Source organism: Thermococcus sp. SY098 (genome assembly GCF_035621495.1).
Classification (GTDB): domain Archaea; phylum Methanobacteriota_B; class Thermococci; order Thermococcales; family Thermococcaceae; genus Thermococcus_B.
Window position 1 is genome coordinate 893,280 of the sequence record NZ_CP141821.1, and the last position, 24,114, is coordinate 917,393.

The window sequence follows — 24,114 nt, forward strand, 5'->3', positions numbered from 1 at the left end:
ACGTCGTCATAGCTCTCTAAGGCTCGGCTGGGATGACACTCATCATCGGTTATAGTTGAGCTTGATATTTGCTCTGTGGAGTACTTTATGAGAACGCTTAATAATTTTTTGTTTTTCCATTCTATACTTCACAATACAAACTAATTCATCCAAGCCACCAAAAGCTTGATGTATGAAAAAAGCATCATAGGTTGTGGTGGTGATTATGAAGGTCAAACTGCCCGCCCCCAAGCGCGAGGGGAGGATGAGCCTGGAAGAGGCAATAGACAGGAGAAAGAGCATAAGGAAGTATAAAGACGAACCCCTGACTCTTGAAGAGGTTTCTCAGGTGCTCTGGGCGGCTTACGGAATCAACAGGTGGGGAAAGAGGACATCGCCGAGCGCCGGGGCGTGCTACCCCTTCGAGGTTTACGTTGTTGTTGAAAACGTTGAGGGCCTCTCCCCGGGAATCTACCGGTACGACGGAAATGCCCATGCACTGGAAACTGTCCGGGAGGGACGCTTCAGAAAGGCCCTTGCAGAGGCATGCCTTGGTCAAAGGTGCGTTGCTACTGCTCCCCTAAACATCGTCATCGTTGCCCACTACGAGAGAACCACGAGGCGGTACGGCGAGCGCGGAGTGAGATACGTCCACATTGATGCTGGCCACATGGGGCAGAATATCTACCTCCAGGCCACTGCCCTGAACCTGGGCACCGTTGCGGTCGGAGCCTTCAGGGACGATGAGGTAAAAAAGGTGCTGGCGGTTCCGGGCGAACCGCTCTACATCTTCCCGCTTGGGATTCCGGGGGAGTAGTCAGAGCCTTTTAAGTTCTTCAAACCTTATGAGAACCTCCTCCTTTCTCCTTATGAGGTTCTGCCTGGCCACCTCTTCCCCGTCCTTAAGGTAGACCAGTGTCGGGACGTTGAGGACGTCAAAGCGGTTCACGAGGTCGTTCCATTCCTCGGCGTTGATGTGGACGACCTTTATCTCCGGAAACTCCGCACTGAGCTCTTCCATGAAGCTCTCGACTATTCTGCACGGCGGACAGCCAGGGATGGAGAACCACAGCACGACTTTTCCGTCCATGAAGTTGATCTTTCCATCATACTCAACTATCAATCTCCTCACCTCCTGGAAATAAAAATGAAAGGGCTCAGATTTTGGCCCTCTTCAGGAGGAGCGAGTTGCTCACGACGCTGACACTGCTTATCGCCATTGCAGCGGCAGCCCACTCCGGCCTGAAGATTATGCCGAACAGCGGGTAGAGGGCTCCAGCGGCTATTGGAATGAGGATTATGTTGTATATCATCGCCCAGAAGAAGTTCTGCTTGATCTTTGAAAGCGTCTTCTGGCTGAGTTTTATTGCCTTGACGACGTCCCTTATGTCGTTCCTCATGAGCACAATCTCGCCGCTCTCCATTGCTATGTCCGTTCCCGAGCTTACAGCTATGCCTATGTCCGCCTGGGCCAGTGCCGGAGCGTCGTTTATTCCGTCCCCGACGAAGATCACCACTTCTCCCTTCTCCTGGAGTTTCTTGACCTCGTTGGCCTTGTCCTGCGGGAGCACCTCGGCCAGAACGTAGTCTATGTTCAGCTGCTTCGCTATCGCATTCGCGGTTCTCCTGTTGTCGCCCGTTATCATGCCGACCTTCTTGCCCATCCTGTGGAGCTCCTCGATGGCCTCCTTTGCGTTCTCCTTTATCGTATCGGCTATGCCGATTACTCCCACTATCTTACCGTCTATGGCTATGATTATGGCAGTCTTCGCCTCGTCCTCAAGCTTGTGGAGGGTTTCTTCAATATCCTCAATTGGGTACCCTGCCTCCCTAAGGAGCTTCCTGTTTCCGGCGAGGATTTCCCTGCCCTGCACCCTGGCCCTAACACCCTTGCCAGTGATGGCCTCAAACTCCTCCGGCTCTTCAAGCTCAAGGCCGAGCTCCTGTGCCTTCCTCACTATGGCCTCTCCAAGCGGGTGCTCGGAGCGCTTTTCAGCCGAGGCGACGAGCCTTATAAGCTCCTTCTCGTCCATTCCAAAGGTTATTACGTCAGTCACTTCAGGCTTGCCCTTTGTGAGCGTTCCAGTCTTGTCGAAGAGCACCACCGTTGCCTTCCTCGCTACCTCAAGCACTTCACCGTTTTTGATGAGTATGCCCATCTCAGCCCCCTTGCCCATTCCGACGGTTAGGGCCGTTGGAGTTGCTAAGCCGAAGGCACACGGGCAGGCTATGACGAGGACACTGATGAGCGTCGTGAAGGCGAAGAGCAGGGGCTCCTTTGCTATGAAGTACCAGTACACGAAAGATACTAATGCAACCGTCAGCACTACCGGTATGAAGTAGGTTACTATCTTGTCCGCTATCCTCTGAATTGGAGGCCTGGTGTTCTGAGCCTCTTCAACGAGCTTGATGATCTGCGCCAGAACCGTGTCGCCGCCGACCCTCTTTGCCTCGATCTTGAGCACGGAGTTCCTGTTTATGGTTCCGCCGATGACTTCATCTCCAGGTTTCTTGAGGTTGGGTATGGGCTCTCCGGTTATCATTGACTCGTCGACGTAGCTCTCCCCTTCGATTACCACACCGTCAACAGGTATCTTTTCACCGGGCTTCACTATCACGATGTCGCCGACCTTAACCTGAGTTATGGGAACCTCAATCTCTTTTCCATTTCTAATTACAGTTGCCTTTTTAGCTTGAAGGCTCATAAGTTTCTTGATTGCCTCACTCGTCCTGCCCTTTGCTACGTGTTCTAAGTATCTTCCAAGAAGCAGGAATGCCAATAAGAGTACGCTTGCTTCGTAGAAGTTGTACTCTTTAGGGAGTACGCCAATTGTCGCGAGCACGCTGGCTATGTATGCTGAACCGACACCCATGGAGTACATGACATCCATGTTGAGCGTTTTGTGCCTCACAGAGCGGATAGCTTTGAGGAACACATCCCTGCCAGAATACGCTATCACTGGCGTTGCCAGAAGGAACTGTATCCAGAGCATGTAGGGGATTTCAAAGTCAAGTCCCAACACCCATCTATAAGTCATGAATGTTATTATCCCTCCAAATGTCCAAGCCACTATAAGCTTTCTTTTCATGTCTTTCAGATGCCTTTCCCTTACTTCTTTTTCTATATCAACACTCTCTTCGCCCTCAACGCCGAGGAACTGATAGCCGAACTCCTCAATGGTCTTTTGGATGTCTTCCATATCCACTAACGTTGGATCATAGCTGATGGTTGCTTTTTCAGTTGCAAGATTTACCCTAACGTCCAATACTCCCGACAGCTCTTTTAACGCAGTTTCTATTGTCCTAACACATGATGCACATGTCATGCCACCAATTCTAATAACTGCGTCCCTTCTCTCTCTAACCACACCGTAGCCAACACTTTCTATTGCCCTAATTATATCCGTTATGCTGACCTTTGATTCATCAAACTTAATGTAAGCGCTTTCAGTCGCTAAGTTCACCTTGGCTTCCTTTACTCCCTCCAGCTCCTTAAGTGCCATTTCTATCGTTTTGGCACATGATGCACAGCTCATTCCGGTAATCTTAATGTTCACTTCCACTGGAGCTCACCTCCATTACATGCTTTGTTGAAAAGATTATTGAAGTTATTTTTTGCCAAAATGTAAATTCTCATAGGAAAATTTTTATAGTTTGAAAGCACAATGTTAGTGGTGGGAAAATGACGAAGCTCGATGAAATTGATCTAAAGCTTATCTACCTCCTAATGGACAACTCCAGGTTAAGCATTTCAGAGCTTGCTGAACGCCTGGGAGTCAGCAGGCCGACGGTAAAGTCGAGACTGGACAGATTGGAAAAGGAAGGAGTAATCCAACGCTACACAATAAAACTCAATCCCGAACTTCAAAGGGCCAGCAATGTTGTTGCCCTGATAATCAAAACAGACGAACCAGAAAAGCTTCAAGAATTCGAAGAAATTATTGAGATTAACCGATTTACAAGTAAAAAATATCTTATAAAAGTGGCTGTCGAGGATATGGAAGGACTAAGGAATGTCATAGAAGGGGCAGGTTTTGAAGTGCTTGAGATAATGCCCATCCTTGAAAGCATTGAAAAAGAGTACCCACCAAAAGTTAAAGTATCCTTCAAATGTGACTACTGTGGTAAGGAGATAACCGGGGAACCAATAGTCTATAAGTACCGCAACAAAGTTTACTTCTTCTGCTGTGAAACCTGCTTCAGAGAGTTTAAAAAAGCAAGGGAAAATTTAGAGAAGGTTAAACTATCCAAGGAACAAAAGGTAAAGAATACCCAAAGTCACCAAGATCACGCCCATGGTTAGGCCCCCTTTTCTTAATTTGACACTCAGACATAATGAGCGTTTCCTTTTTTCCAAATAGAGGGAAGTATGTTGGTGTACTTGGAGACAGTGAGAATAGCAGGTTCTTGCCCTTGGGGCTATAAAGGTTATAATCGAGGAGCAGTTCACGACAAAGGTTTCGTCCGCAAGAACGTTTATGGTTTTGAAAAATTCAAGAACTAATCTTATCCCCCCAGCCCTGAAGGACAGAGCTTTTCAAAAGAAAAAATAAAGAAAAAGCCTTCAGCTCCCTATGCACTTCATGAAGGCGTCCCACATCTTGAACGGCCCGAGGAAGCAGGTAACGTAGCAGTTGCAGTCGAACTTAATATCGGCGCATTCGAGGGCACTGCAGATTGTACTTGGGTCGGCGGGATCAAGGCCATCCAAAGGCGACAGACAGGGATGTATGCTCCCCCAGCCAGGCTTTGGAAGGCTGTTCTCCAGGTCATCGGCATAGCTGTTTATCGCCGCCCCTCCAACGACGGAATTCGTTTCTGGCATCGGCGGCCAGGGAGTTATGCAGTCAAAGCGCTCTATCGCCGCCCACACGAGGTGGAAGTAGTAGTTGAAAACAACTGCGGGCCCAAAGTTCTTGCTCTGGAGGCAGCAGAGCTTGCAGGCCTCACCCTCGACCGCACCGACCATCGCCGCCTTAAGCTTGCAGAGGTCGCACCGGCCGGAGTCGAGTTCCCCACCAGTTTCGCCGCCTTTCATAGGCCCCAAAGGATATGTCCCAGGATGCATCGAGCTGAGGGTGACGCTTCCAACCGAGGCCGAGAAGCCCGCGTAGCCGGGACCGTTGGTCAGCGTCGCGTTTACTCCCGGGAAGAAGGGGACCACCAAGGTCCTGTTTTCGGCCATAGCCACCTCAAACCTCGTCTCCGCACCCCCGGACAGAAGTCTAATCTCGTGAAGCCCGTAGTCGATGGGGACCTCAAGCCTGCCCGTTGAATTCGTCCTTCCGGCATTCTCGCCATCAACGATTACCGTGACGTTTGATGCGTAGAAGCCAGGGGGCATGACCACGAGGAGGGAAAGCGTTAGGGGCTTTTCTTCTCCAGCCTCTCTCGGAGCCCTTGGAACGGTGAAGTACAGAGCGGCAAGGACCAGCGCGATTATCAGGAGAGCATAGCCCTTCCGCTCCTTTCTTCCAATCAGCACCGCGCCGGCAACTCCGAGTGGAAGGGCGAATATGAGAAGGGCAATACTCCAGTGGTTGGGCTCTCCTTCTTCTTCCAGGGGTGCCGTTTCGGTCTCCGTGGCGTTCTCAACGAAGAACGAGAAGTAGCCCCTCCCGTCCGTCCATACCGTTCTACCGGACACGTTTACGGGCACCCCTGGATGGCTGGCCATCCCGTAGATCACGGTTCCACCCTCAACTTTCAGAGACTGGCTCCAGACGAGCCTCGGTCTCAGGTCGCTCACCACGGTGGTCGTGTTCATGTAAACGTCTTCACCGTCGAAGTAAACGGCCGTAAGGTTGTACCGTCCCGCGAGGAACGTTGCGTTCCAGACTATTTCCTTGCTCCACCTCACGAGCTTTTCGTTGACGTAGAGAAAAACGGGGGCTGTGAATATGTCCTCGGGCGTTACCCACGCCCTGACGGTTCCGTTCTCGTAGATGAGATGAACCTTCGGTCGGAGTTCATCAACAAGGACGAGTGCGCCACCTTCTCCCACATACCCACCACCGAAGTCGTGGGTCCCCAATATGTTGTAAAGGATGATCCCGTTGAATTCCTCCTTCACCACGTCTCTGTACTCTGGTTTTATCTCCCGTTCTTCCCTTGTTACGTTCTCAGTCTTGGTAGGTTTTCCAAGAAAGGCCGTTTCAAACCGGTATTCTCTGCCCTCAAGGACGCTTTCAAAGGTCCAGTTAACATTTGATGGGTCTACAAGTACAAGGAACCCCTCAGAAGCCATCAGAAGAATCCTGTTTCCAAAAGCCTTTACGTGCAGGGGCCTCCCACCCTGCTCTTTAAAGAAAAAGCTGCCGTTTTCCGGGGAGAACCTTATCAGTCCGGTCGCATCACCCTCCATTATGGCCGCATACAGAAGACCGTCGTGGCCAAGGACGATGCCGTCCGGTATGAGCCTTGAATAGTTGGAGGGAAACCGCCAGAGGATAAAGGTTTTGTTTTCGGGCTGAAGAAGGCCTATGCCGCCGTAGGGACTCTCATTCAGCTCGGCGGTGAAGTATATGCCCTCTGGAGTGGCGTAGGTGTCGTAAACCTTCACAATTCCGGCGGATGAGAGGTCGTAGAAGACGAGGTCGTTTCCAGTGAGAACTCCTATTCCACCGCTCTCGTTGATTTTTCCAGCGTAGTACGCCCTTCCGGGGACGGCAAAGACGTGGACAAATGATACCCCCGGATAACTCCATATGTAAATTGCGTCCCTAATGGGGTCAAAAACGGCCGGAGGCCCCCAGTCGGCTGAGATGTATACCCTATCACTTACAGACATTCCATTTGGCATAATCGGTAGACGCCAGAAGATGAAGTGAGTTTCGCTGGTCTTCAGACCTAATCTTCCGCTGTAATCGCTGAAATAAAGGCCGTCTGGAGAAAACCTCGGGTGAAGTATCCAGCCCCCAGTGTTCCATACTAAAACTTTCGAAGACAAGACCGGGGGGGCAGTCAGGAGCAGGAGAAGTGCAATCCCAAGAAGGGATTTCTTAACAGCGGACATGTTCCCACCGCCCTGTATTTAAGACACTTCTACTTTGGAATTTATATGGGTTTTGTTTGAAATTTGTCCATTTTGGCAGCCCAGGACGTTTCCCTGATTTTGAAATGGCACCAAAAGCCTAATGTATGAAAAAAGCATCATAGGTTGGGATGGTGATTATGAAGATCAAACTGCCCGCCCCCAAGCGCGAGGGAAGGATGAGCCTAGAAGAGGCAGTAGACAGGAGAAAGAGCATAAGGAGGTATAAAGACGAACCCCCAACTCTTAAGGGAAAATCACTCTACATCTTTCTGCTGGGCATTCCAGAGGGATAGTTAGAGTCTTTTGAGTTCTTTAAACATAATGAGGGACCCTCCTTTTCCTCATGGGGTTCTTATTGCCTGTCAAAACAGCTCTTTAAGCTTAAGACCCATCTCTTAGGCACTCCTCACTATGGCTCCCCAATCTGAGGAGATAATAGAGATAAACTGCTTCACGAGCAGGAAGTACCTCATAAAGGTCGCCGTTGAGGACATGGAAGAGCTGAGGAAGGTTATAGAGGGTGCCGGATTCGAAGTCATCGAGATAATGCCAGTCCTTGAGAGCATTGAGAGAACCACCCCCCGAAGGTCAAGATACCCTTCAAGTGCTACTACTGCGGTAAGGAGATAGTGGGAGAGCCGATAGTCTACAAGTACCACAACAGGGTTTACTTCCTCTGCTGTCCCACCTGCTTAAGGGAGTTCAAGAAGACGAGGGAGAACATAGAGAAGTTCAAATTAAAGGAAAAAGACAAAGTAGAGCATGCTCACGAGCACAAGCACCACGCCCATAACTAGATCTCCCCTCCCGCTTACCGAGGATAGCCTATCCACGGCCCTTCCAAGTCTCGCGTATCTGCTCCCGTAGTGGAAGCCCAGAGTGACGATGGCAAAGGGGAGCACGGATATTCCAATGAACACCACGAGCAGCGCCCCCGTGATTGCCGGGGGATACTGGCCGGAAAGCAGGGAGCTCACCAGTAGGTAGGAAGGGAGCACGCAGGACAGCGATAGAAACGCCATCACGCCCCCAACAACAAAGGCTGCCGGCGGGGAGGTGGCCTTTTCAAGTATTATGTTGCTCTTTTCCCTAAGCGGGCTGGAGACTGGGAGCGACACGTAGCCCAGTGCGGAGAGTATCTTGTAAGCCCCCACTGTTATTCCAAAGGCGACCACAAAGTACCTGAGCAGGGGTATCTTGGTGTGCAGGTTCATGAGGGCAACGGCTATTATCGAGTATCCAAGAAACGCGCCGACGGTGAACGCCAGGCCGACCCTCAAAACCCTCTTCTCGTCCGTCAGCGCTATCATCGAGAGGAGAAACACTATCATCAGGAATATTGACGGCCGGAGGGCGTTGAGGATCCCGAGGGCGATTATTGAGAACGTTACCCCAGTGAACTCCGTCACCTGGCTCAGGGAGTCCAGCGATATATCCGCGGCGGTCATCAGGATTGCGTCTGAAATTGCCATTTTGATCACCTAATGTTCCATTAACGGCTTTCCCAAACGTATAATTTCTACAGTTGAATCATGCTTCATGATTATATTAACCTTATCCCCTCTGGAAAGGCATGGAGTTTCGATTGGATGGGTGTAACGGACTTTTATTATCTCACCGTTTGCTTGTATTATCGCTGTACATGTGAGCGTGGTATATGCCTCATTGGGCATACAATCTGTATCAGCTAAGACATTAGCATTTTCAGCATTAATTACTCTCCCTTCAATCAAAACACCAACAAAAGCATCTTGCCCACTCTTTTGATTTACAGAGAAAAACAAAAATAGGACGAATACTACAACAAAAAGAAAAAGGAGTCTTTTCATCTCCTCACCTCATTATCAGCCGCCTAAAGCAGTGGGTTCATTCATCTTCCTCAATGCCCATTGCTTTTTCGCAGTACTCATGCATTTCTTTCCAGTTTTCGCCCATGTACTTCTCCATTATTGGCTCCATTTCCTCATGCATCTCTGTAAAGTTCCCGCTTTCCATGTACTTCTCCATCTCCTCATGCATATCCTCATCCATTACGCCATGTCCCATCATCATGCCATGTCCAGTTCCCATCATGGGAGCAAATCCTCTCCAAAGGGCTTTTTCCTCACTGGTATTAAACGTCCCTGTATGAGCCATGCCTATTGGAATTGCTATGAGCGCTCCTATTATAAATCCGATTAATATTGACTTCCACTCCATCTCAAATCACCTCTTTTGTTGCTTCAGATTGTACTTATGAGCAAAATGCTAATAGGCTTATTATTTTCAACATGTAAACCACGACTGATAAAGTTTCACAAGATGAAAGGACAAAGTTAATTGGAAGTTTACATATTATAAATTGTGATGGAAATGGCTGAAACCGCCAAAAAATATGATAGGTTTTCAAAATTCTACGACTTATTTGAAGCGTTAATAGAGAGTAGGGCTTTCTCGAAATACAGAAAGAAAGCTTTAAGCTTAGCTAAAGGCAAAGTTCTTGAAATAGGTGTTGGAACAGGTAAAAATCTGCCCTACTATCCAAAGGATGTTGAAGTTATCGGAATAGACTTCAGTAAAGGAATGCTTGAGAAGGCCGAAAAAAGGAAGAAAGAGCTTGGCATTAAAAACGTCAGGCTTCTTTTAATGGATGCCCAAAATTTGGAGTTTGAAGACAACAGCTTTGACACCGTTGTGAGCACTTTCGTCTTCTGCACCGTGCCCGACCCGATAAAGGGGCTGAAAGAGGCTTACCGGGTGCTGAAACCCGGAGGGAAAGCCATACTCCTTGAGCACATGAAGAGCAGGTCAAAGCTTCTCAACGTCCCCCTCTACCTCATGGACCCTGTAATGAGAGCACTAACGGGGACGTCCATGATACGGGAGACGCAGAAGAACATCGAAAAGGCAGGCTTTAAGATAGAGAAGGTGGAGAACCTGTTTTCTGACATTGTAAGGCTGATCATTGCAACAAAGCCTTCGGGTGATTGAGATGATAGCGAGGAAGAATTTGTTCCATGACAAGGGGAGGGTCCTGATAAGTGTGGGTGGAGTTGCCCTCTCCGTAACGCTGGTTATAATACTCCTTGGAGTGTACTACGGCATGACGACCCTCGGCACGAACTACATCGTGAACACAAATGCCGACCTCTGGGTAGGGCAGGAGGGCATACACGACCTGTGGCACACTTATTCCCTCCTCCCAAGAGGACTTGGCGATGAAATTAAAGGTGTGGATGGCGTTAAGAGCGTCCACGAGCTCATAGGAAGGGCGGTTCAGATAGAGGTCCCAAGGAGCGGGGCGAAAAAGACGGTCTATATAGTCGGCTTTGATCCCACCAGCGGAGTGGGCGGCCCGTGGGACATCATGAAAGGTAAAAAAGAGATAAAAAATGGAGAGGCCATCGTTGACCACGTCTTCTTTGTCAGGAACAATTTAAAGCTCGGCGACACCATTAAGGTAGGGGACAAGGAGCTCAAGATAGTCGGGGTCTCAAAGGGGACGTTTGCGGTTGTTTACCCGTATATTTTCGTTACCACCAAAGATGCCGCCGAGATTTTCGGGACGACCCAGTACGTGAACTACTATCTGGTGGAGCTCTCGGGGGACAGGCCAGCGGACGAGGTGGCGAAGGATATCACTGACAGGCTGAAGGAAAAGGGAGTATCCGTGGAGATACTGACGAAGGAGAGGTTCATACAGAACCATAAAGATGTGATAAACGAGAGCTTCAACTCAATACTCTTCCCGCTGGTGTTCATAGGCTTTATAATCGGAGCGGCGGTCATAGGGCTTACGCTCTACACCATGACCATGGAAAAGATGAGGGAATACGCAATACTGAAGGCTATTGGGGCACAGAATAAATTTTTGAGGAAGATCGTCTTCCAGCAGGCGGTTATAATAACATTCCTCGGCTTTATCGTGGGTATAGGGCTCTCCCTGCTCGCGACCACCTTCGTCCCGAGGTTTGCCCCGGAGTTCTTTGTGGAGATGAACTCCGCCACGGTCGGGATAACATTCGCCGCCGTCGTTGGTATGGGTTTGCTGGCACCTCTAATCCCAATAAGGAGGCTCAACAAAGTTGATCCGGTGGTGGTCTTCAATGCCTGAGATTTTGATTAAAGCCACCAATTTGACGAAAATCTACGGTTCGGGGAGGACAGCGGTTAAAGCTGTGGACAACGTTTCACTAACCCTGAGAAGAGGGGAGGTTGTTCTACTCATGGGTCCCTCGGGCTCTGGAAAAACGACCCTCTTAACCCTGCTGAGCGGACTTTTAAGGCCCACCTCCGGAAGCATAAGGATATACTTCTCCTCCCATGCGTCACGTAAGGTGTTCCAGTTCCCGATTTCGGCACATGGATGGGTCGAGCTGACCGAATTGAGCCAGGATGAGCTCGCAAAGCTCAGGCTGGAAAAGATGGGTTTCATATTCCAGCACTTCAATTTGCTCTCCTCACTGACGGCGCTGGAGAACGTCATGGTGCCCCTCCTAATAAAGGGAGTAAAAAAGAAGGAAGCAGAGGAGAGGGCAAAGCGTCTGCTCGTCGAACTCGGGCTGGAGGACAGATTGAACAGCAAACCGGAGAAGCTTTCAGGAGGGGAGCAGCAGAGGGTTTCCATCGCGAGGGCACTTATAACAGACCCGGACATCATAATAGCAGACGAGCCGACGGCAAACCTCGATTCAAAGAACGGGAGGGAGGTAATCGAGCTGATTCATGATAGGGCAAAGAGAGACGGCAAAGGCGTCATAATCGCCACGCACGATCCGAGGATAGTTGACTTTGCTGACAGAATACTCTACATGGAAGATGGAAAAATATACGAAAAGGACAACTCACAGGCGAGGAAACTGCTACTGTTCACAAAGGAAGAGCCCGAGGAATGAGGTGCATTTATGCAAAGGGATCATAAGATCCTGGTAATTTCAGGTGAGCTTTTGGTTTTTGTTACCCTGCTCACCCTCATTTCTGGATTTTCCACCACCAAAAACTCTTTCATAAGCTGGGGATAAGCTACTCCACCGCATACTGACTCCACACAAAGATGCCGACATTATGATGCAAAAATCCAATTGAATGCCTTGCGAGTGTCCGAATGAGATAGCTCAGCTGGAGGAGGCAATGCACCTTTAGTTTCAAACCTTTTGTTAAATAAATACGAGCTATCCTTGATTTTCTAAAAAGGAGTTTTGCCACAACCGAAAGATATATATGCATTTTTATTCATTAATGAGTATGGAGGGGTTAAGATGGTAGAAAATTACACAAAATTGGGTATTTATGATAACATATTGCAGACTATCGGAAAAACACCATTAGTGAGGCTGAGGAAGATAGAGAGATACTTCAACCTTAAAAACGAGCTCTACGCCAAGGTGGAGTTCTTCAACCCCGGAGGAAGTGTAAAGGACAGGATAGGTAAGTATATGATAGAAGGAGCAAAGGAAGAAGGAAAAATAACCCAAGGGGCAGTGATAATTGAGCCCACATCAGGAAACACAGGTGTGGGGTTAGCTTTAGTTGCAGCCGTTGAGGGATACATGACGGTCTTCACGATGCCGGACAAGATGAGCACAGAGAAGGAGCTCCTCCTAAGGGCCATGGGCGCCTTCCTCATAAGAACCCCCACCGCTGTGGCTCCAGACGACCCGAACTCTTACTACAAGGTGGCAGAAGCTGTGAGGAACCTCATCTGGAAGAAGGGAAGGGCGGTAACAAGGGAGGAGCTCAGGGAGATAGTTGAGTACGTTCAGCGGCTCGTTAATGAAGAGAGGCTCGACGAGCTCAGGGCGATCCTTGAGGAGGAAGTCGAGGAAACGCCCTATGCCTACATCCCCAACCAGTACTTCAACAGGTACAACCCCCTTGCCCACTACGAGACAACCGCGAGGGAGATATGGGAGCAGACCGGAGGGGAGATAGACTACCTCTTCGCGGGGATAGGCACCGGGGGGACGATAACCGGAATCGGGCGCTACCTCAAGGAGAGGAAGAAAGAGGCGAAAATAATAGGCGTCGACCCGGTCGGCTCGATATACAGCCTGGTTAAGAAGGGAATGAGCCTTGAGGAAGCCCTCAAGAAGGCCCACCCCTACCTCGTGGAGGGTATAGGGGAGGATCTGCTCCCTGAAACCGTTGACCTAAGCCTCGTTGACGATATGGTTGTCGTCAATGATCAGGAAGCCTTCGCAATGACCCGCTTCCTCGCGAGGAAGGAAGGGATTCTGGCGGGCGGTTCATCCGGTGCGGCCCTCTACGGGGCGGTGAAGTACCTCAAGGAGAAAGGAGTGGAGGACAAGAAGGTCGTTGTCATATTCCCGGACACGGGGAGGAACTACCTCACGAAGGTGTTCAACGACGAGTGGCTCATCGCGAACGGCTTTGAGGTCGACGACGAGAAGGTTCTGGAGGTGCTGAGATGAGGTTCTCAACCAAAGCCATCCATGTCGGTGAAGAGCCCGAGAGCATGCAGCACGGCGACGTTGTTTTCCCCATCCACCTCTCAACCACCTTCGCGAAGAGGAGCATAAGGGAGGTCGAGGAGGGCTACGTCTACTCAAGGAGCGGCAACCCCACGAGGGACGCACTTGAGAGAAAGCTGGCGGCGCTTGAGAACGCAAAGTACGGGCTGGCGTTCTCCTCAGGCCTCGCCGCTGAATCCACGATACTCCTGGCGTTACTGAAAAAGGGTGACCACGTTGTGGCATTTGACGACCTCTACGGCGGGACGAAGAGGCTCTTCAACCAGGTGATGGAGCGGTTCGGCATCGAGTTCACATACGTTGATGCGAGGGAGCCCGAGAACGTGAGAAGGGCGATAAGGGAGAACACGAAGATGGTCTGGCTCGAAACGCCAACGAACCCCCTCCTCAAGCTCGCGGACATAAAGACAATCTCCGAGATCGCCCACGAGAGAGACATCATCGTGGTCGTGGACAACACCTTCGCGAGCCCCTACTTCCAGAACCCCCTTGATTTGGGTGCCGACATAGTCCTCCACAGCGTCACCAAGTACCTCGGCGGGCACTCCGACGTCGTCGGTGGAGCTGTGATGGTAAACGACGGCGAAATCTATGAGAGGCTGAAGTTCCACCAGAACGCAGTTGGGGCAATCCTTTCGCCCTTCGACTCCTGGCTCGTTATGAGGGGCATCAAAACGCTCGCCGTCAGGATGGAAAGGCACGAGAAGAACGCCATGACGATAGCAAGGTATCTGGAAGAGCATCCGCTGGTTGAGAAAGTTTACTATCCTGGTTTGGCGTCGCATCCACAGCACGAGCTCGCGAAGAGGCAGATGCGCGGCTTTGGGGGCATGCTGTCCTTCGAACTCAAGGGCGGCCTTGAGGAGGCGGTAAGGTTCGTTGAGAGCCTTGAGATATTCGCCTTGGCTGAAAGCCTCGGCGGCGTCGAGTCGCTCATAGAGCTCCCCGCCATAATGACCCACGCATCTGTTCCAAAGGAAGAGAGGGAGAAGGTCGGCATAAGGGATTCGCTCATTAGAGTCTCCGTGGGAATAGAGGACGTCGAAGACCTCATCGAGGACCTTGAGAGGGGCTTTGAGGCGGTGAGAGCATGATACCCGACATCGAGGAGATTAGAACGTTCTTGGAGAGGCTTGGCTTTGGCGAAGAGGAGGTCAACGAGCTGGTGGAGCAGATAGAGTACTTCGAGACGGAAGCTCCTGAGAGGGACGACATTGTGCGGGACTACCTCAGAGACGAGTGCATAGAGACGATAGTTGAGGAAATAGTCGAGGAAATATTAAAGCTAAACAGGAAAAGCATCAAGCTTCTTGACGTCGCGGCCGGCTCGGGCTTCTTCACGGAGCGCGTAAAGGAAAAGCTTGAGGAAAAGGGCATAAAAGTTGAGGTCTACGGCTTCGACATAACGCCCAGCATGCTGAGGAGGCTCAAGGAAAAGGGAATAACACCCATCTGGGGTGTTGCCGAGAAGATCGGGGAGTCAATAAGGATAGCCAACGAGCACTACGGCATAAATGCTCCAAAAGAGTTCGACGTTGTTTTGTCGACGCTTGCATTTCACCACTTCCTAAAGCCAGAGGAAGTCCTCAGAAGCATGAAGAGCGTTTTAAAAGAGGGCGGCAAAGTCATAATAGTCGACGTCCTCAAGCACGAGCACGAGGAGTTCAAAGAAACGCTGAAGGACACCCATCTTGGATTTCCACTTGAAGAAATAAAGGGGATGGGCTCAAAGGTGTTCAAAGAGGTGGAAGCGGGCTATATGGACGTGTACTGTGAGGTTGGAGACATTATAGTTGGTCTTTATAAAGCGGTGTTTGCTTAACTAGAGCTCTTTTTTTCCGCCACTTCTTTTAGCTTTAGATGAGCATTTAAAAGCCTCTTCTTGATGACGCGCTCTGCTATGAGGAGGTTCAGGAGTTTTTCCACAAGACCATAGCGAGGGGAGTAGTATACGCTCTCGATGCTCATGGTCATATCATCCACGGGGATGAAGTGGTGTTCATACCGCAGCTTCTTTAAAAAAGCGTCCTTCCCCATCATTTCCCCCGAATAGAAAGAGTTCTCTTTAAAGTCAACAATCCGGTATTTTACCCATCTTTCCGCTCCTTTTTCACGGGTGAGGTATATCAGCCCTTTCTTTAATTTCCCGTCACCCTCAGATTTGAACTCATATTCGGGCCAGAAAAGATAGTGATTGTCGATGCTGGACACGAGAGAAAAAACTTCCTCCACTCTCGCATCAACGAGCACCGCTATCCTAACACAGTGGAGAAAATCCTCCGGTGGTTTGCACTCCAAAAACTCAGCCTGAGCCTTTTTAAGCCTCTCAAGGATTGCACGGATCTCCTGCTGGCGGTATCTTTTCGGATTCATTGCCCACCGCCCTTGTGGAAAATAAAAATCTAAAATTCTAAAGACAAATGGAAGGACTAACCTTCCAGAAGCTTCCTTTTCCTTCTCTCATATTCTTCGTCGTCTATTTCTCCTCTTGCATACTTCTCATCCAGTATCTCAAGGGCGCTCTTTCTGCTTCCGCTCGAGCTCTGCTCGATTATCCACTTAATGAACCACACCACTCCGACTATTATCGCAATCCAGAATAAGAGCATGAGCAGTGCTCCAAAGATTCCGAAGTATCCGAATCCCATCATGTCGTGCCACCCCCATCCAGTTTCTCCAGTGTGAGCTGAAAGTCTCACCAGTTCAGTGCTTTCAAACATCATTTTGATCTCCTCACATGCTACTCAGTGATAAAGACTATAGGGCTTATCATTAACAAAATGAAAAGAAGTATTAAAAAATCTTCGCAAAATGCAAAATACAAAATAAGAATAAGGAGTCAGACCTTCAAAAACTTCGCATTTATAGCGACGATAACAGTGCTCAGGCTCATTAACAAAGCACCTACGGCTGGACTTAACAGCACCCCATAGTTGTAGAGCACACCCGCAGCCAGAGGAATAGCAAAGGTGTTGTATCCTGTTGCCCATGCCAAATTCTGAACCATCTTTTTATAGGTGGCCCTTGCGAGATGTATCGCGGTTATGACATCCCTCGGGTCGTTCTTGACGAGGATTATGTCGGCGCTCTCTATCGCCACGTCTGTACCGGCTCCGATGGCTATTCCAACATCGGCTTGAATCAGAGCCGGGGCGTCGTTTATGCCGTCGCCCACCATCGCCACAGTGTAGCCCTGCTCCTGGAGCTCCTTGACCTTCTCTGACTTCTGGTGAGGTAAAACTTCAGCGAAGAAACCGTCGAGGCCGAGCTCCTCGGCAACCCACTTTGCGACCTTGGCGTTGTCGCCGGTAAGCATGTAAGCCTTTATGCCCATCTCGTGGAGCTTCTTCACAGCCTCTCTTGATTCAGGTCTTATCCTATCGGCCAAAGCCAAAGCCCCGACAAGCTTACCATCAATAACCAAAAACACCACAGTCTTACCCTGCTCCAAGACTTTGTTAACGCGCTCGTCCTCCCTCCACAGCCCGTTCTCCTTCAGGAATCCCGGGCTTACAACGAGGACTTCCTTTCCGTTGATGACACCCTGGACACCCTTGCCAGGAAGAACCTTCGACTCACTGACCTCGTAGATCTTAAGGCCGAGCTCCTTGGCTTTCTCAACTATTCCCTGGGCTATCGGGTGACTTGAGTGGGACTCAAGTGCCGCCGCATATTTCAGGATTTCCTCTTCACCGAGCTCATCCAGCGCTATTATGTCAGTTACTTCGAACTTGCCTTCGGTCAGCGTTCCGGTCTTGTCGAAGACGACCACCTGAACGTCCTTCGCTCTTTCAAACGCCTCCCTGTTCCTTATGAGGATTCCCTTCTTGGCCGAGATCGACGTCGAGACCGAGACGACCAGCGGGACAGCCAGGCCTAAAGCGTGCGGGCACGTTATGACCATGACGGTGACCATCCTCTCAAGGGCGAAGACGAAGGGCTTGCCGAGGTAGAGCCATGCCCCGAGCGTTATCGTTCCGGCGGTTATGGCTATGAGCGTGAGGTAAAAAGCAGCCCTGTTAGCTAAATCCTGCGTCCTTGACCTTGTCTCCTGTGCCTGCCTGACGAGCTCAACGACCTGCATCAGGTAGGTGTCCTTTCCGGTCTTCTCTATCCTGACCTTTATCGCTCCCTCAAGGTTTATCGAGCCGCCTATTACAGTGTCACCAGGTTTCTTATAGACGGGCTTCGACTCACCTGTCAACATAGCTTCGTTTACGCTGGTTTCTCCTTCTATTATGATACCATCAGAAGGTATTTTCTCACCGGGTTTGACAAGGACTATATCACCTTTCTTCAACTCACTGACTGGAACATCTTTTATTCCCTCAGGGGTCACAAGATGAGCCTCAGTAGGCATGAGCTTTATGAGCTCCTCTAAGGCTCTTGAAGCGCCGAGAACGGAGCGCATCTCGATGTAGTGGCCGAGAAGCATGATATCGATAAGCGTAGCCAGCTCCCAGTAGAAGGTCTTACCCGGCAGGCCAAAGGTTACAGCTACACTGTACGAAAATGCAACGGTGATTGCCAGCGCTATCAGCGTCATCATTCCGGGTAATTTCTTTTTGATCTCCTCTATCATGCCATTAAGGAACGGCCAGCCACCGTAGAAGTACACCACTGCTGAGAGTGCAAACAGAACATACTGATCCCCTCTGAATGTAAAAGTGAATCCTAAAAACCTCTGTATTAGAGGAGAGAGTAGCAGTATCGGGATCGTAAGTATTGCGGAGATTATAAAGCGCTTCTTGAAGTCCTCCATCATCATCTTGTGATGCTCCGCGTGGGAGTGTTTGTGTTCTTCGTGCCCCTCGTGCTCGTGTCCGGCGTGTTCTTCATGGGCGTGTTCGTGCCCTTCATGCATCTCATGTTCCATCCCGTGCTCCTCATGCCCACTTTCGTGGGCGTGCTCCATGTTCTTCATCTCGGGAGCTTTTTCAGCTCCATCGTGCACGTGTTCGCCGTGCACCATCTTTTTCTCATCCATATCAGACACCATATGCATAATTTCTCCAAGATAGTATTTAACCATTTTCATTTCAAATTTGAAAGATTACGAAAACTAAATCGTGACTAAAAAGAAAAAGTAATTGAGTTCATTCCTTCATCATGTTCTCGATTTCCTTCAGCCTCTTTTCAGGTTCGAGATCCTCACCAGCGGATGAGATCATAAGACCCTCGGCCATCTCAACGGTTTCGAGGTCGAACTCACCGGTCAGGATGCTCTCGCTGGTGAGGTCTATCATCGTGTTCAGCGCATCCTCAAGGTTCTCGACCTTGCCCATTGCCTTTTCAAACTCGACCTGCATCTTTGCCACGTCCTCTGCTCCCGGCCCTTCGGCTATGCTCTTAACAACGTCTTTGCTGAACTGAATGAAGTCTGCAGAAACCTTCACAAGCTCCCTCTGAATCTCGGCCTCCTCCATGAGGAGGAGTAGCCTCTTCGCCTGCTTTATCCTTTCCTCAAGGGCAAGGTACTTCATGGCGCTCCTCTTGAGGAGGGCCTCGTCACCGAGCTTCGCCGCCTCCTTCCCCTGGAGAAAAATCTTACGCTTCAAATTTTCGAGGTTGCTGATGTACTGCTTCAACGCCATCTTGGCCTTCCTCATGCGTATCTTCCTCTCTATCTCCTTCTCTTCCTTCGACTTCCAGAGCTTGACCATAACCTTCACACCTCCCCAAACACGACGACAGTCACGTTGTCTTTGGTAACCTTCAGGGCTTCCCCGATCAGCGCCTCCGCTGCCGTCCTGGGGTCTGATTCAAAGACGAGCTTTCCTATAATCCCCTCATCGATGTAGTCGTGGAGGCCGTCCGTGCTGAGAAGCAGGACATCCCCGGCTTTCAGCTCCCACACGTAGGAATCAATCCCAAAGTCAACGCCGAGGGCCTTTGTAACGACGTGCCTCATGGGATGTTCTCTGGCCTCCTCCTCCCTAATGACTCCGCGCTCAATGAGCTCCTGAACCACCGAGTGATCCCTTGTCCTCTCAGCTATCTCTCCACCCCTCACAAGATAGGCCCTGCTGTCGCCGGTGTTTGCTATTATTCCCTTTCCGTTTCTCACGAATGCGGAGGTAAGCGTCGTGCCCATCTTCCCCGGCCCGGGCGACATCTCCACCATCCTGCGGTGGGCATCCTCGTAGGCCCTTAGAAGGAGGTCCTTTACTCTCTCCACTCCCATGCCGCGTGTATAACCCCTCTCAAAGGTCTCACGGAGCAATTCAACGGCCACCTTCGAGGCCAGCTCTCCCCCCTCATGCCCCCCAAGGCCGTCGGCAACGGCCAGGAGGTAGGCGTCGCCGAGGGGCAGGATGAGGAACGCGTCCTCGTTCTTCGCCCTGCCCCCGGGGTGCGAGATGCCCCAGACGATCCCATCAACGCCACCGGCTTGCCCGCTCATCCCCCGAACTCCTCCGCCCACTTTTCATAGCGCTCGATGTCCTTCTTTGTCAGGGGGCTCTTTATCTTCCTGAACGCCTCCTCGAAGTCCCTCATCTCAAGCGGGCGAGTTCTCAATGAGCGCTTCCTCAGCTCCTCGAACGGAAGCCCAGCAAGCCTGTGGAGGTCTCTGTTCTCCTCACGGATCATGTTCCATATGGCCTCCTGACACAGGTTCCTGATGTCCCTGCCGGAGTATAGACGCCTCACGCTCTCCTCCGCTATCGCGTCGAGGTCGAGCCTCGAAATATCAAGCCCCTCAGTGTGTATTCTCACTATTGCCTTGGTCGCCTCTTTGTCCGGCAGGGGCACGTAAATCCTCTTGGGGAAGCGCGAGAGCACCGCCTCATCTAAATCCCAGGGTGTGTTTGTGGCGGCAAGCGTGAGGACGAGCTTCTCATCCCCTCCCCCATGGAAGCCCTCAAGCTCCGTGAGGAGCGTCGAGAGCATCCTCCGGGTGGCTTCGCTGGTGTCGTTTGAACGCCTCGTGGTCAGGGCGTCTATCTCGTCGAGGAACACTATGCTCGGGGCTTTTTCTCTCGCGACCTCGTAGAGGGCGGAAATTATCTTGCTCGACTCGCCGAAGTACTTGCTCAGGACGTTTGACGCTTTGACGTTGAAGAAGGTGGCGTTTAAGCTCCCGGCGGCGGCCGAGGCGAGGAGCGTCTTACCCGTTCCGGGAGGCCCAAAGAGGAGTATGCCCCTCCACGGCTGAACCGCGGCGGGTTTTTTGAGGGCCGCTATCACGACCGTCTCCATCATGAGGAGCTTGACGTCCTCAAGGCCACCTATATCGTCCCACGTCGTCCTGGACTTGGATATAAGCCCCAGCACGTACTCCCTGAACTGGTCTTCCTCGTCTTTCTCCTGGGCCGTGCTCTTTCCTTCGGCGCCGACAACGGCCTTTCGGCCGTATTCGCCCCTCTCTATCTGCCCAGCTACATCTTCCCACTTCTTCGCCTTCTTAAGGTAGAGCTCCCCGTTGTAGGGGACGTGCCTGGCCAGCTGTCTGAGTATGGAGGCGCACCGGAGGGCGCTCTTTTTCGCCCTCTCTATGTCTCCCGCGGCGACAGCCCTTTCAAACTCCTTCTTGGCCCTCTCGAACTCCGTAAGGAGGGGTCCCGAAAGGTCAACAGGCATCCTCACACCCCCTCGAATCCAAGCTTTATCTTGTGGACGATTATCTCGGCCTTCTCGACCAGCTCCTCGGGAACATCGAGGCCGTTCTCAAGGCGGAGCCTGAGCTGCTCCCTTAAAGCGAGCAGTTCTTCCCTCACCTCTCCCCTCGCGTAGTGAGCCAGGTCGTCGGCGTACTTGAGTGCATTAACAAGGTCGTTGAGCTTCAGGTACAGGAGGAACAGCTCGCCCGCGTAGTAGGCGCTCCTTGACATGTCGTTGATTGAAACGCTTTTGCTGAGGTTCTCGCGGTAGTTCTTCCCAAGGAACTCGGCCAAATCCCTCTGGAGCTCCTCAACCGACTGGTAGCGCTCCTCCTTGTTCTTCGCGAGGCACTTCATCACGACCGGTTCAAGGGGCTTCGCATCGGGGTTCAGCTGACCCGGCGGCACTGGCTCCTCAAGGGTTATCTTCGACGCCACCTCGACGAAGTCCTCCCCCTCGAAGGGAGGCCTCCCGGTAAGCAGCTCGTAGAGAACCGCCCCTATCTGCCAGATGTCAGTCCTCTCATCGGTTCCGCCGAAGCGGGAGCTTATCTGCTCCGGGGCAGCATAGAGCGGTGTGAAGCTGACCGTGTGGGTCGTCCTGCTCTCCTTGAGGAGCTTGCTGAGCCCCCAGTCGCTCACCTTGGCCCTCCTGCCCTTGAGCAGGATGTTGCTCGGCTTGAGGTCGCGGTGGACTACGCCTTTGGAATGGGCGTACTTCAGCCCCTCCGCAACGTCGAAGATTATCCTCGCGGCCTTTTCGGGACTGAGGGGCTTTTCGAGCTTCGCAAGACTCGTCTCGCAGTACTCCATCTCAAGATAGGGGAGGGGGAATATGTTGTAGTCGTGGAGCTCGACTATGTTCGGGTGGCTGAGGAGCGACCAGTTCCTTACCTCCCTGAGGAATGTCTTGCCCCCCTCCTCCGTCAGACTGAGCGGGACTTTTAGGGCGACAACGCTCCCATCGTGCTTCTCCGCCCGGTAAACCCTCGCAAAGCCGCCCTCACCGATGGGCTCGACCTTCCTGTACCTCGCGAAGAGCTCCTCCAGCGGGGTGCGGGGAGTGCCGCCGGTAGAGTCCTGTCTATTCCCTGTGGGAACAGGGACTGGGGCAGGAACGGGGGTTTTGCGTTCTGTCATAGGTCTCTCGATTATTTCGGTTCGCACTTTCACCTTGGCGCTTACCATGCCTGAGCGAACCAGGACCTTGGCGCTGACCCTGCCCCGTCCCCTCGGAACGGCGGTGACGGTCTGAGAGACGTACTCCCCGGGCCCGACGGCCCTGAAGTACACCCTCGTGGAGCTGAGGTCGAGGTGCCTGGAGAGGTCGCCGAGGTCTATCTCGACGTTTATGGTGCCCCTGAGCAGGTTCCTAAAGCCAATCCTGAGGGGTATCTCCTCCCCAGCGTGGACCTTGGGTGGAAGCTCGATTATCACCGACTTGCGGAGGAGCTCCTTCATGTCCTCCTTCGGTACCGGAGGAACTGGCGGAACCGTTTTGGGATACCGCCTCTTGTACCTTCTGGACTTCGAAACGTCCTTGAGCAGGTGTTTTATCAGGTGTCCAAACCACATGACCATCACGATGAATATTATAAATCCGGCCGCCCTCCCGAAGATGGCGGATACTATGACTATAAACACGAAGAGCTTGACGAGGCCCTCCAGGATGTCGTCGTCCATGAACCAGTGCCCCATGTGCACGCGTATCCCTCCACTTCCTGGTGAAACAGGCAGATTATGCCATTATTTAACCTCTTTTGATATCGTTTTGTTCGCTTAAGACAAGTTCATGAGGGAGGTTCATGCCGGAGTGGAGGTCACTCAGTGACTACCTCCTCCCCCTTATCCTTCTCCCCCGTGACCTTCTCGGCCGCGCTCTCGGGCTCAAGCTCGCCCTCCTTCACAGCCTGTATCGTCCTCATTATCTCCGCCAGCTCCTCGTCCTCCTCGAACTCGACGCCGGCACCAATGGCCTGGTCTGTGTAGCCGAGCATGGTGTTGAGGTTCTCGTTGAGGTTCTGGGCGTCGAGCTGCATGCTGACGAGGTTCTTTTCGAGCTCCTCAGGGGACATCTTCCTCAGGAGCTCCCAGGTCGGTGTGCCCTTCAGTATGGCCTCGTTCTCCTTGATTATCAGCAGGTTCGCCACGAGCATGAGCTGTTTGTTGAGCTGGGCGTGGGTGTTCTGGAGGCTCTGCTTTTTCCGGTTCAGTGTCTTAATCTTGGTCGCTATGGTGAGCTCCTCGCTTTTGCTCCTCGCTTCCTTTGCCCTCTGGAACAGCGCCGCTATCTGGGCGTCTATCTCGGCTATCTCGTCCTCTATCTTCCTTATCTGCATGTCGAGCTTGACCTGGTTCTCCCTGAGCTGGTCAATCGGTATGTCCAGGGGGTTCTTCCTCCCGAAAAACCTTGAAAGGAGGCCCATCACAGCTCCTCCTCCGTCTCCCTCTCAAGCTTGGGTGAGGCTATCTTCTCCGTCACTTCCTCAACGTCCGCTTCGCCGGTCTCGACCTTGGCCCAAGCCTCCATGAGCTCCCTCTCGGTCTGGTCCTCCGTTCTCTCAAACTCGGCTATGTCCATCTCGAAGACCCTGTTCAGGTTCTCGACCATCTCGTCGAACTCCCTGCCGTCGAGGCTCACCTTGACGAGCACGCTTTCCAGCTGCTCGGGCTCAACTTTGGAGAGCTTGTCCCAGAGGCCTATCTTCCTGAGCTCCTTCTCGTACTTCTTGACGACTATCAGGTTCTTGACGAAGGTGTACTGCTTCTGTGCCGTCGTGAAGTCCCTCAGCCTGAGCTTCTGCTCCATGTCGAGGCTCTTGATCTCCTGGGCGAGCATCTTCTTCTTGAGCACGTCCGCCCCGATGCCCTCCTGGAAGAGCTGCTTCTTTTTCTTCTCTATGCGCTCTATCTCCTTCTTCGTCCGCTCAAGCCTGTTTCTCAGCCTTATCTCCTCTTCCTGAAGCTCCCTAAGGGAGAGCTTTTCAATCGGGTTCTTCCTAAACCTGTCGAGTATTCCCATCACCAT

At 51.6% G+C, this 24,114-nt stretch carries 24 protein-coding genes and 1 pseudogene; 10 read left to right on the forward strand and 15 right to left on the reverse strand.

Annotated elements, in window-relative coordinates; genetic code table 11:
- The first annotated feature begins 205 nt into the window (after window positions 1-205).
- Window positions 206-796 (forward strand): SagB/ThcOx family dehydrogenase, encoded by a 591-nt coding sequence (locus VFC49_RS05015; protein ID WP_324736429.1) that lies wholly within the window; start codon window positions 206-208, stop codon window positions 794-796.
- On the opposite strand, the gene VFC49_RS05020 is transcribed toward VFC49_RS05015, so the two are convergent.
- Window positions 797-1,102: a thioredoxin family protein gene (locus tag VFC49_RS05020; RefSeq protein WP_324736430.1), complete on the reverse strand. Its 306-nt coding sequence runs from the start codon at window positions 1,100-1,102 to the stop codon at window positions 797-799.
- Between the two features lie 34 nt (window positions 1,103-1,136).
- The gene (locus tag VFC49_RS05025) at window positions 1,137-3,542 is read right to left on the reverse strand and encodes a heavy metal translocating P-type ATPase (protein WP_324736431.1); all 2,406 of its coding nucleotides are present in this window, start codon (window positions 3,540-3,542) and stop codon (window positions 1,137-1,139) included.
- A 119-nt stretch (window positions 3,543-3,661) separates the two neighbouring features.
- On the opposite strand from VFC49_RS05025, the gene VFC49_RS05030 reads away from it, so the two are divergent.
- Window positions 3,662-4,282 (forward strand): TRASH domain-containing protein, encoded by a 621-nt coding sequence (locus VFC49_RS05030; protein ID WP_324736432.1) that lies wholly within the window; start codon window positions 3,662-3,664, stop codon window positions 4,280-4,282.
- 261 nt (window positions 4,283-4,543) lie between these two features.
- Here the strand turns inward: VFC49_RS05030 and VFC49_RS05035 are convergent, their stop codons facing one another.
- Window positions 4,544-6,994 (reverse strand): hypothetical protein, encoded by a 2,451-nt coding sequence (locus VFC49_RS05035; RefSeq protein WP_324736433.1) that lies wholly within the window; start codon window positions 6,992-6,994, stop codon window positions 4,544-4,546.
- Window positions 6,995-7,143: 149 nt separating this feature from the next.
- Here VFC49_RS05035 and VFC49_RS05040 point away from each other — a divergent pair, with 149 nt between their 5' ends.
- On the forward strand, window positions 7,144-7,308 hold the full coding sequence (locus tag VFC49_RS05040) for a hypothetical protein (RefSeq protein ID WP_324736434.1): 165 nt from the start codon (window positions 7,144-7,146) through the stop codon (window positions 7,306-7,308).
- A gap of 133 nt (window positions 7,309-7,441) precedes the next feature.
- Window positions 7,442-7,812: pseudogene (locus VFC49_RS05045) on the forward strand (TRASH domain-containing protein); the annotation flags it as partial.
- On the opposite strand, the gene VFC49_RS05050 reads toward VFC49_RS05045, so the two are convergent.
- Genes VFC49_RS05050 through VFC49_RS05060 form a run of 3 tightly spaced genes read right to left on the reverse strand, consistent with a single transcriptional unit; the run spans window position 7,753 to window position 9,214 of the window.
- On the reverse strand, window positions 7,753-8,487 hold the full coding sequence (locus VFC49_RS05050; RefSeq protein WP_324736435.1) for a cytochrome C biogenesis protein: 735 nt from the start codon (window positions 8,485-8,487) through the stop codon (window positions 7,753-7,755). The pseudogene VFC49_RS05045 and the gene VFC49_RS05050 sit on opposite strands and share 60 nt — an antisense overlap.
- Window positions 8,488-8,496: 9 nt before the next feature.
- A complete protein-coding gene (locus tag VFC49_RS05055; protein ID WP_324736436.1) occupies window positions 8,497-8,844 on the reverse strand; it encodes a hypothetical protein in 348 nt (115 codons plus the stop codon).
- Window positions 8,845-8,881: 37 nt separating this feature from the next.
- The gene (locus tag VFC49_RS05060) at window positions 8,882-9,214 is read right to left on the reverse strand and encodes a hypothetical protein (RefSeq protein WP_324736437.1); all 333 of its coding nucleotides are present in this window, start codon (window positions 9,212-9,214) and stop codon (window positions 8,882-8,884) included.
- 153 nt (window positions 9,215-9,367) lie between these two features.
- On the opposite strand from VFC49_RS05060, the gene VFC49_RS05065 reads away from it, so the two are divergent.
- The 6 genes from VFC49_RS05065 (at window position 9,368) to VFC49_RS05090 (ending at window position 15,307) form a co-directional block, all read left to right on the forward strand.
- Entirely contained in the window at window positions 9,368-9,985 is a 618-nt protein-coding gene (locus tag VFC49_RS05065) for a class I SAM-dependent methyltransferase (RefSeq protein WP_324736644.1), read from the forward strand.
- Between the two features lies 1 nt (window position 9,986).
- The gene (locus VFC49_RS05070) at window positions 9,987-11,108 is read left to right on the forward strand and encodes an ABC transporter permease (protein WP_324736438.1); all 1,122 of its coding nucleotides are present in this window, start codon (window positions 9,987-9,989) and stop codon (window positions 11,106-11,108) included.
- Entirely contained in the window at window positions 11,101-11,889 is a 789-nt protein-coding gene (locus VFC49_RS05075) for an ABC transporter ATP-binding protein (RefSeq protein ID WP_324736439.1), read from the forward strand. Before VFC49_RS05070 ends, VFC49_RS05075 begins: the two co-directional genes overlap by 8 nt.
- Window positions 11,890-12,252: 363 nt before the next feature.
- Entirely contained in the window at window positions 12,253-13,425 is a 1,173-nt protein-coding gene (locus VFC49_RS05080; protein WP_324736440.1) for a PLP-dependent cysteine synthase family protein, read from the forward strand.
- A complete protein-coding gene (locus VFC49_RS05085; protein ID WP_324736441.1) occupies window positions 13,422-14,579 on the forward strand; it encodes a cystathionine gamma-synthase in 1,158 nt (385 codons plus the stop codon). Before VFC49_RS05080 ends, VFC49_RS05085 begins: the two co-directional genes overlap by 4 nt.
- Window positions 14,576-15,307, forward strand: a complete 732-nt coding sequence (locus VFC49_RS05090) for a class I SAM-dependent methyltransferase (RefSeq protein WP_324736442.1) — start codon at window positions 14,576-14,578, stop codon at window positions 15,305-15,307. Before VFC49_RS05085 ends, VFC49_RS05090 begins: the two co-directional genes overlap by 4 nt.
- On the opposite strand, the gene VFC49_RS05095 is transcribed toward VFC49_RS05090, so the two are convergent.
- The 9 genes from VFC49_RS05095 to VFC49_RS05135 all read right to left on the reverse strand — a co-directional run bounded on the left by VFC49_RS05095 (window position 15,304) and on the right by VFC49_RS05135 (window position 24,108).
- On the reverse strand, window positions 15,304-15,858 hold the full coding sequence (locus VFC49_RS05095; RefSeq protein ID WP_324736443.1) for an SRPBCC family protein: 555 nt from the start codon (window positions 15,856-15,858) through the stop codon (window positions 15,304-15,306). The two genes, VFC49_RS05090 and VFC49_RS05095, sit on opposite strands and share 4 nt — an antisense overlap.
- Window positions 15,859-15,914: 56 nt before the next feature.
- Window positions 15,915-16,208 carry an SHOCT domain-containing protein gene (locus tag VFC49_RS05100; RefSeq protein WP_324736444.1) on the reverse strand — a complete coding sequence of 98 codons (294 nt, stop codon included), beginning with the start codon at window positions 16,206-16,208 and terminating at the stop codon, window positions 15,915-15,917.
- A gap of 116 nt (window positions 16,209-16,324) precedes the next feature.
- Window positions 16,325-18,472 carry a heavy metal translocating P-type ATPase gene (locus VFC49_RS05105; protein WP_324736445.1) on the reverse strand — a complete coding sequence of 716 codons (2,148 nt, stop codon included), beginning with the start codon at window positions 18,470-18,472 and terminating at the stop codon, window positions 16,325-16,327.
- 109 nt (window positions 18,473-18,581) lie between these two features.
- A complete protein-coding gene (locus VFC49_RS05110; protein ID WP_324736446.1) occupies window positions 18,582-19,148 on the reverse strand; it encodes a hypothetical protein in 567 nt (188 codons plus the stop codon).
- A 5-nt stretch (window positions 19,149-19,153) separates the two neighbouring features.
- Window positions 19,154-19,888 carry a PP2C family protein-serine/threonine phosphatase gene (locus tag VFC49_RS05115; protein ID WP_324736447.1) on the reverse strand — a complete coding sequence of 245 codons (735 nt, stop codon included), beginning with the start codon at window positions 19,886-19,888 and terminating at the stop codon, window positions 19,154-19,156.
- Window positions 19,885-21,066 (reverse strand): ATP-binding protein, encoded by a 1,182-nt coding sequence (locus VFC49_RS05120; protein WP_324736448.1) that lies wholly within the window; start codon window positions 21,064-21,066, stop codon window positions 19,885-19,887. The genes VFC49_RS05115 and VFC49_RS05120 overlap by 4 nt, the downstream gene beginning before the upstream one ends.
- A 2-nt stretch (window positions 21,067-21,068) precedes the next feature.
- Window positions 21,069-22,769, reverse strand: a complete 1,701-nt coding sequence (locus tag VFC49_RS05125; protein WP_324736449.1) for a serine/threonine-protein kinase — start codon at window positions 22,767-22,769, stop codon at window positions 21,069-21,071.
- Window positions 22,770-22,906: 137 nt separating this feature from the next.
- On the reverse strand, window positions 22,907-23,512 hold the full coding sequence (locus VFC49_RS05130; RefSeq protein WP_324736450.1) for a hypothetical protein: 606 nt from the start codon (window positions 23,510-23,512) through the stop codon (window positions 22,907-22,909).
- Window positions 23,512-24,108: a chromosome assembly protein gene (locus tag VFC49_RS05135; RefSeq protein WP_324736451.1), complete on the reverse strand. Its 597-nt coding sequence runs from the start codon at window positions 24,106-24,108 to the stop codon at window positions 23,512-23,514. Before VFC49_RS05135 ends, VFC49_RS05130 begins: the two co-directional genes overlap by 1 nt.
- Between the last annotated feature and the right edge of the window lie 6 nt (window positions 24,109-24,114).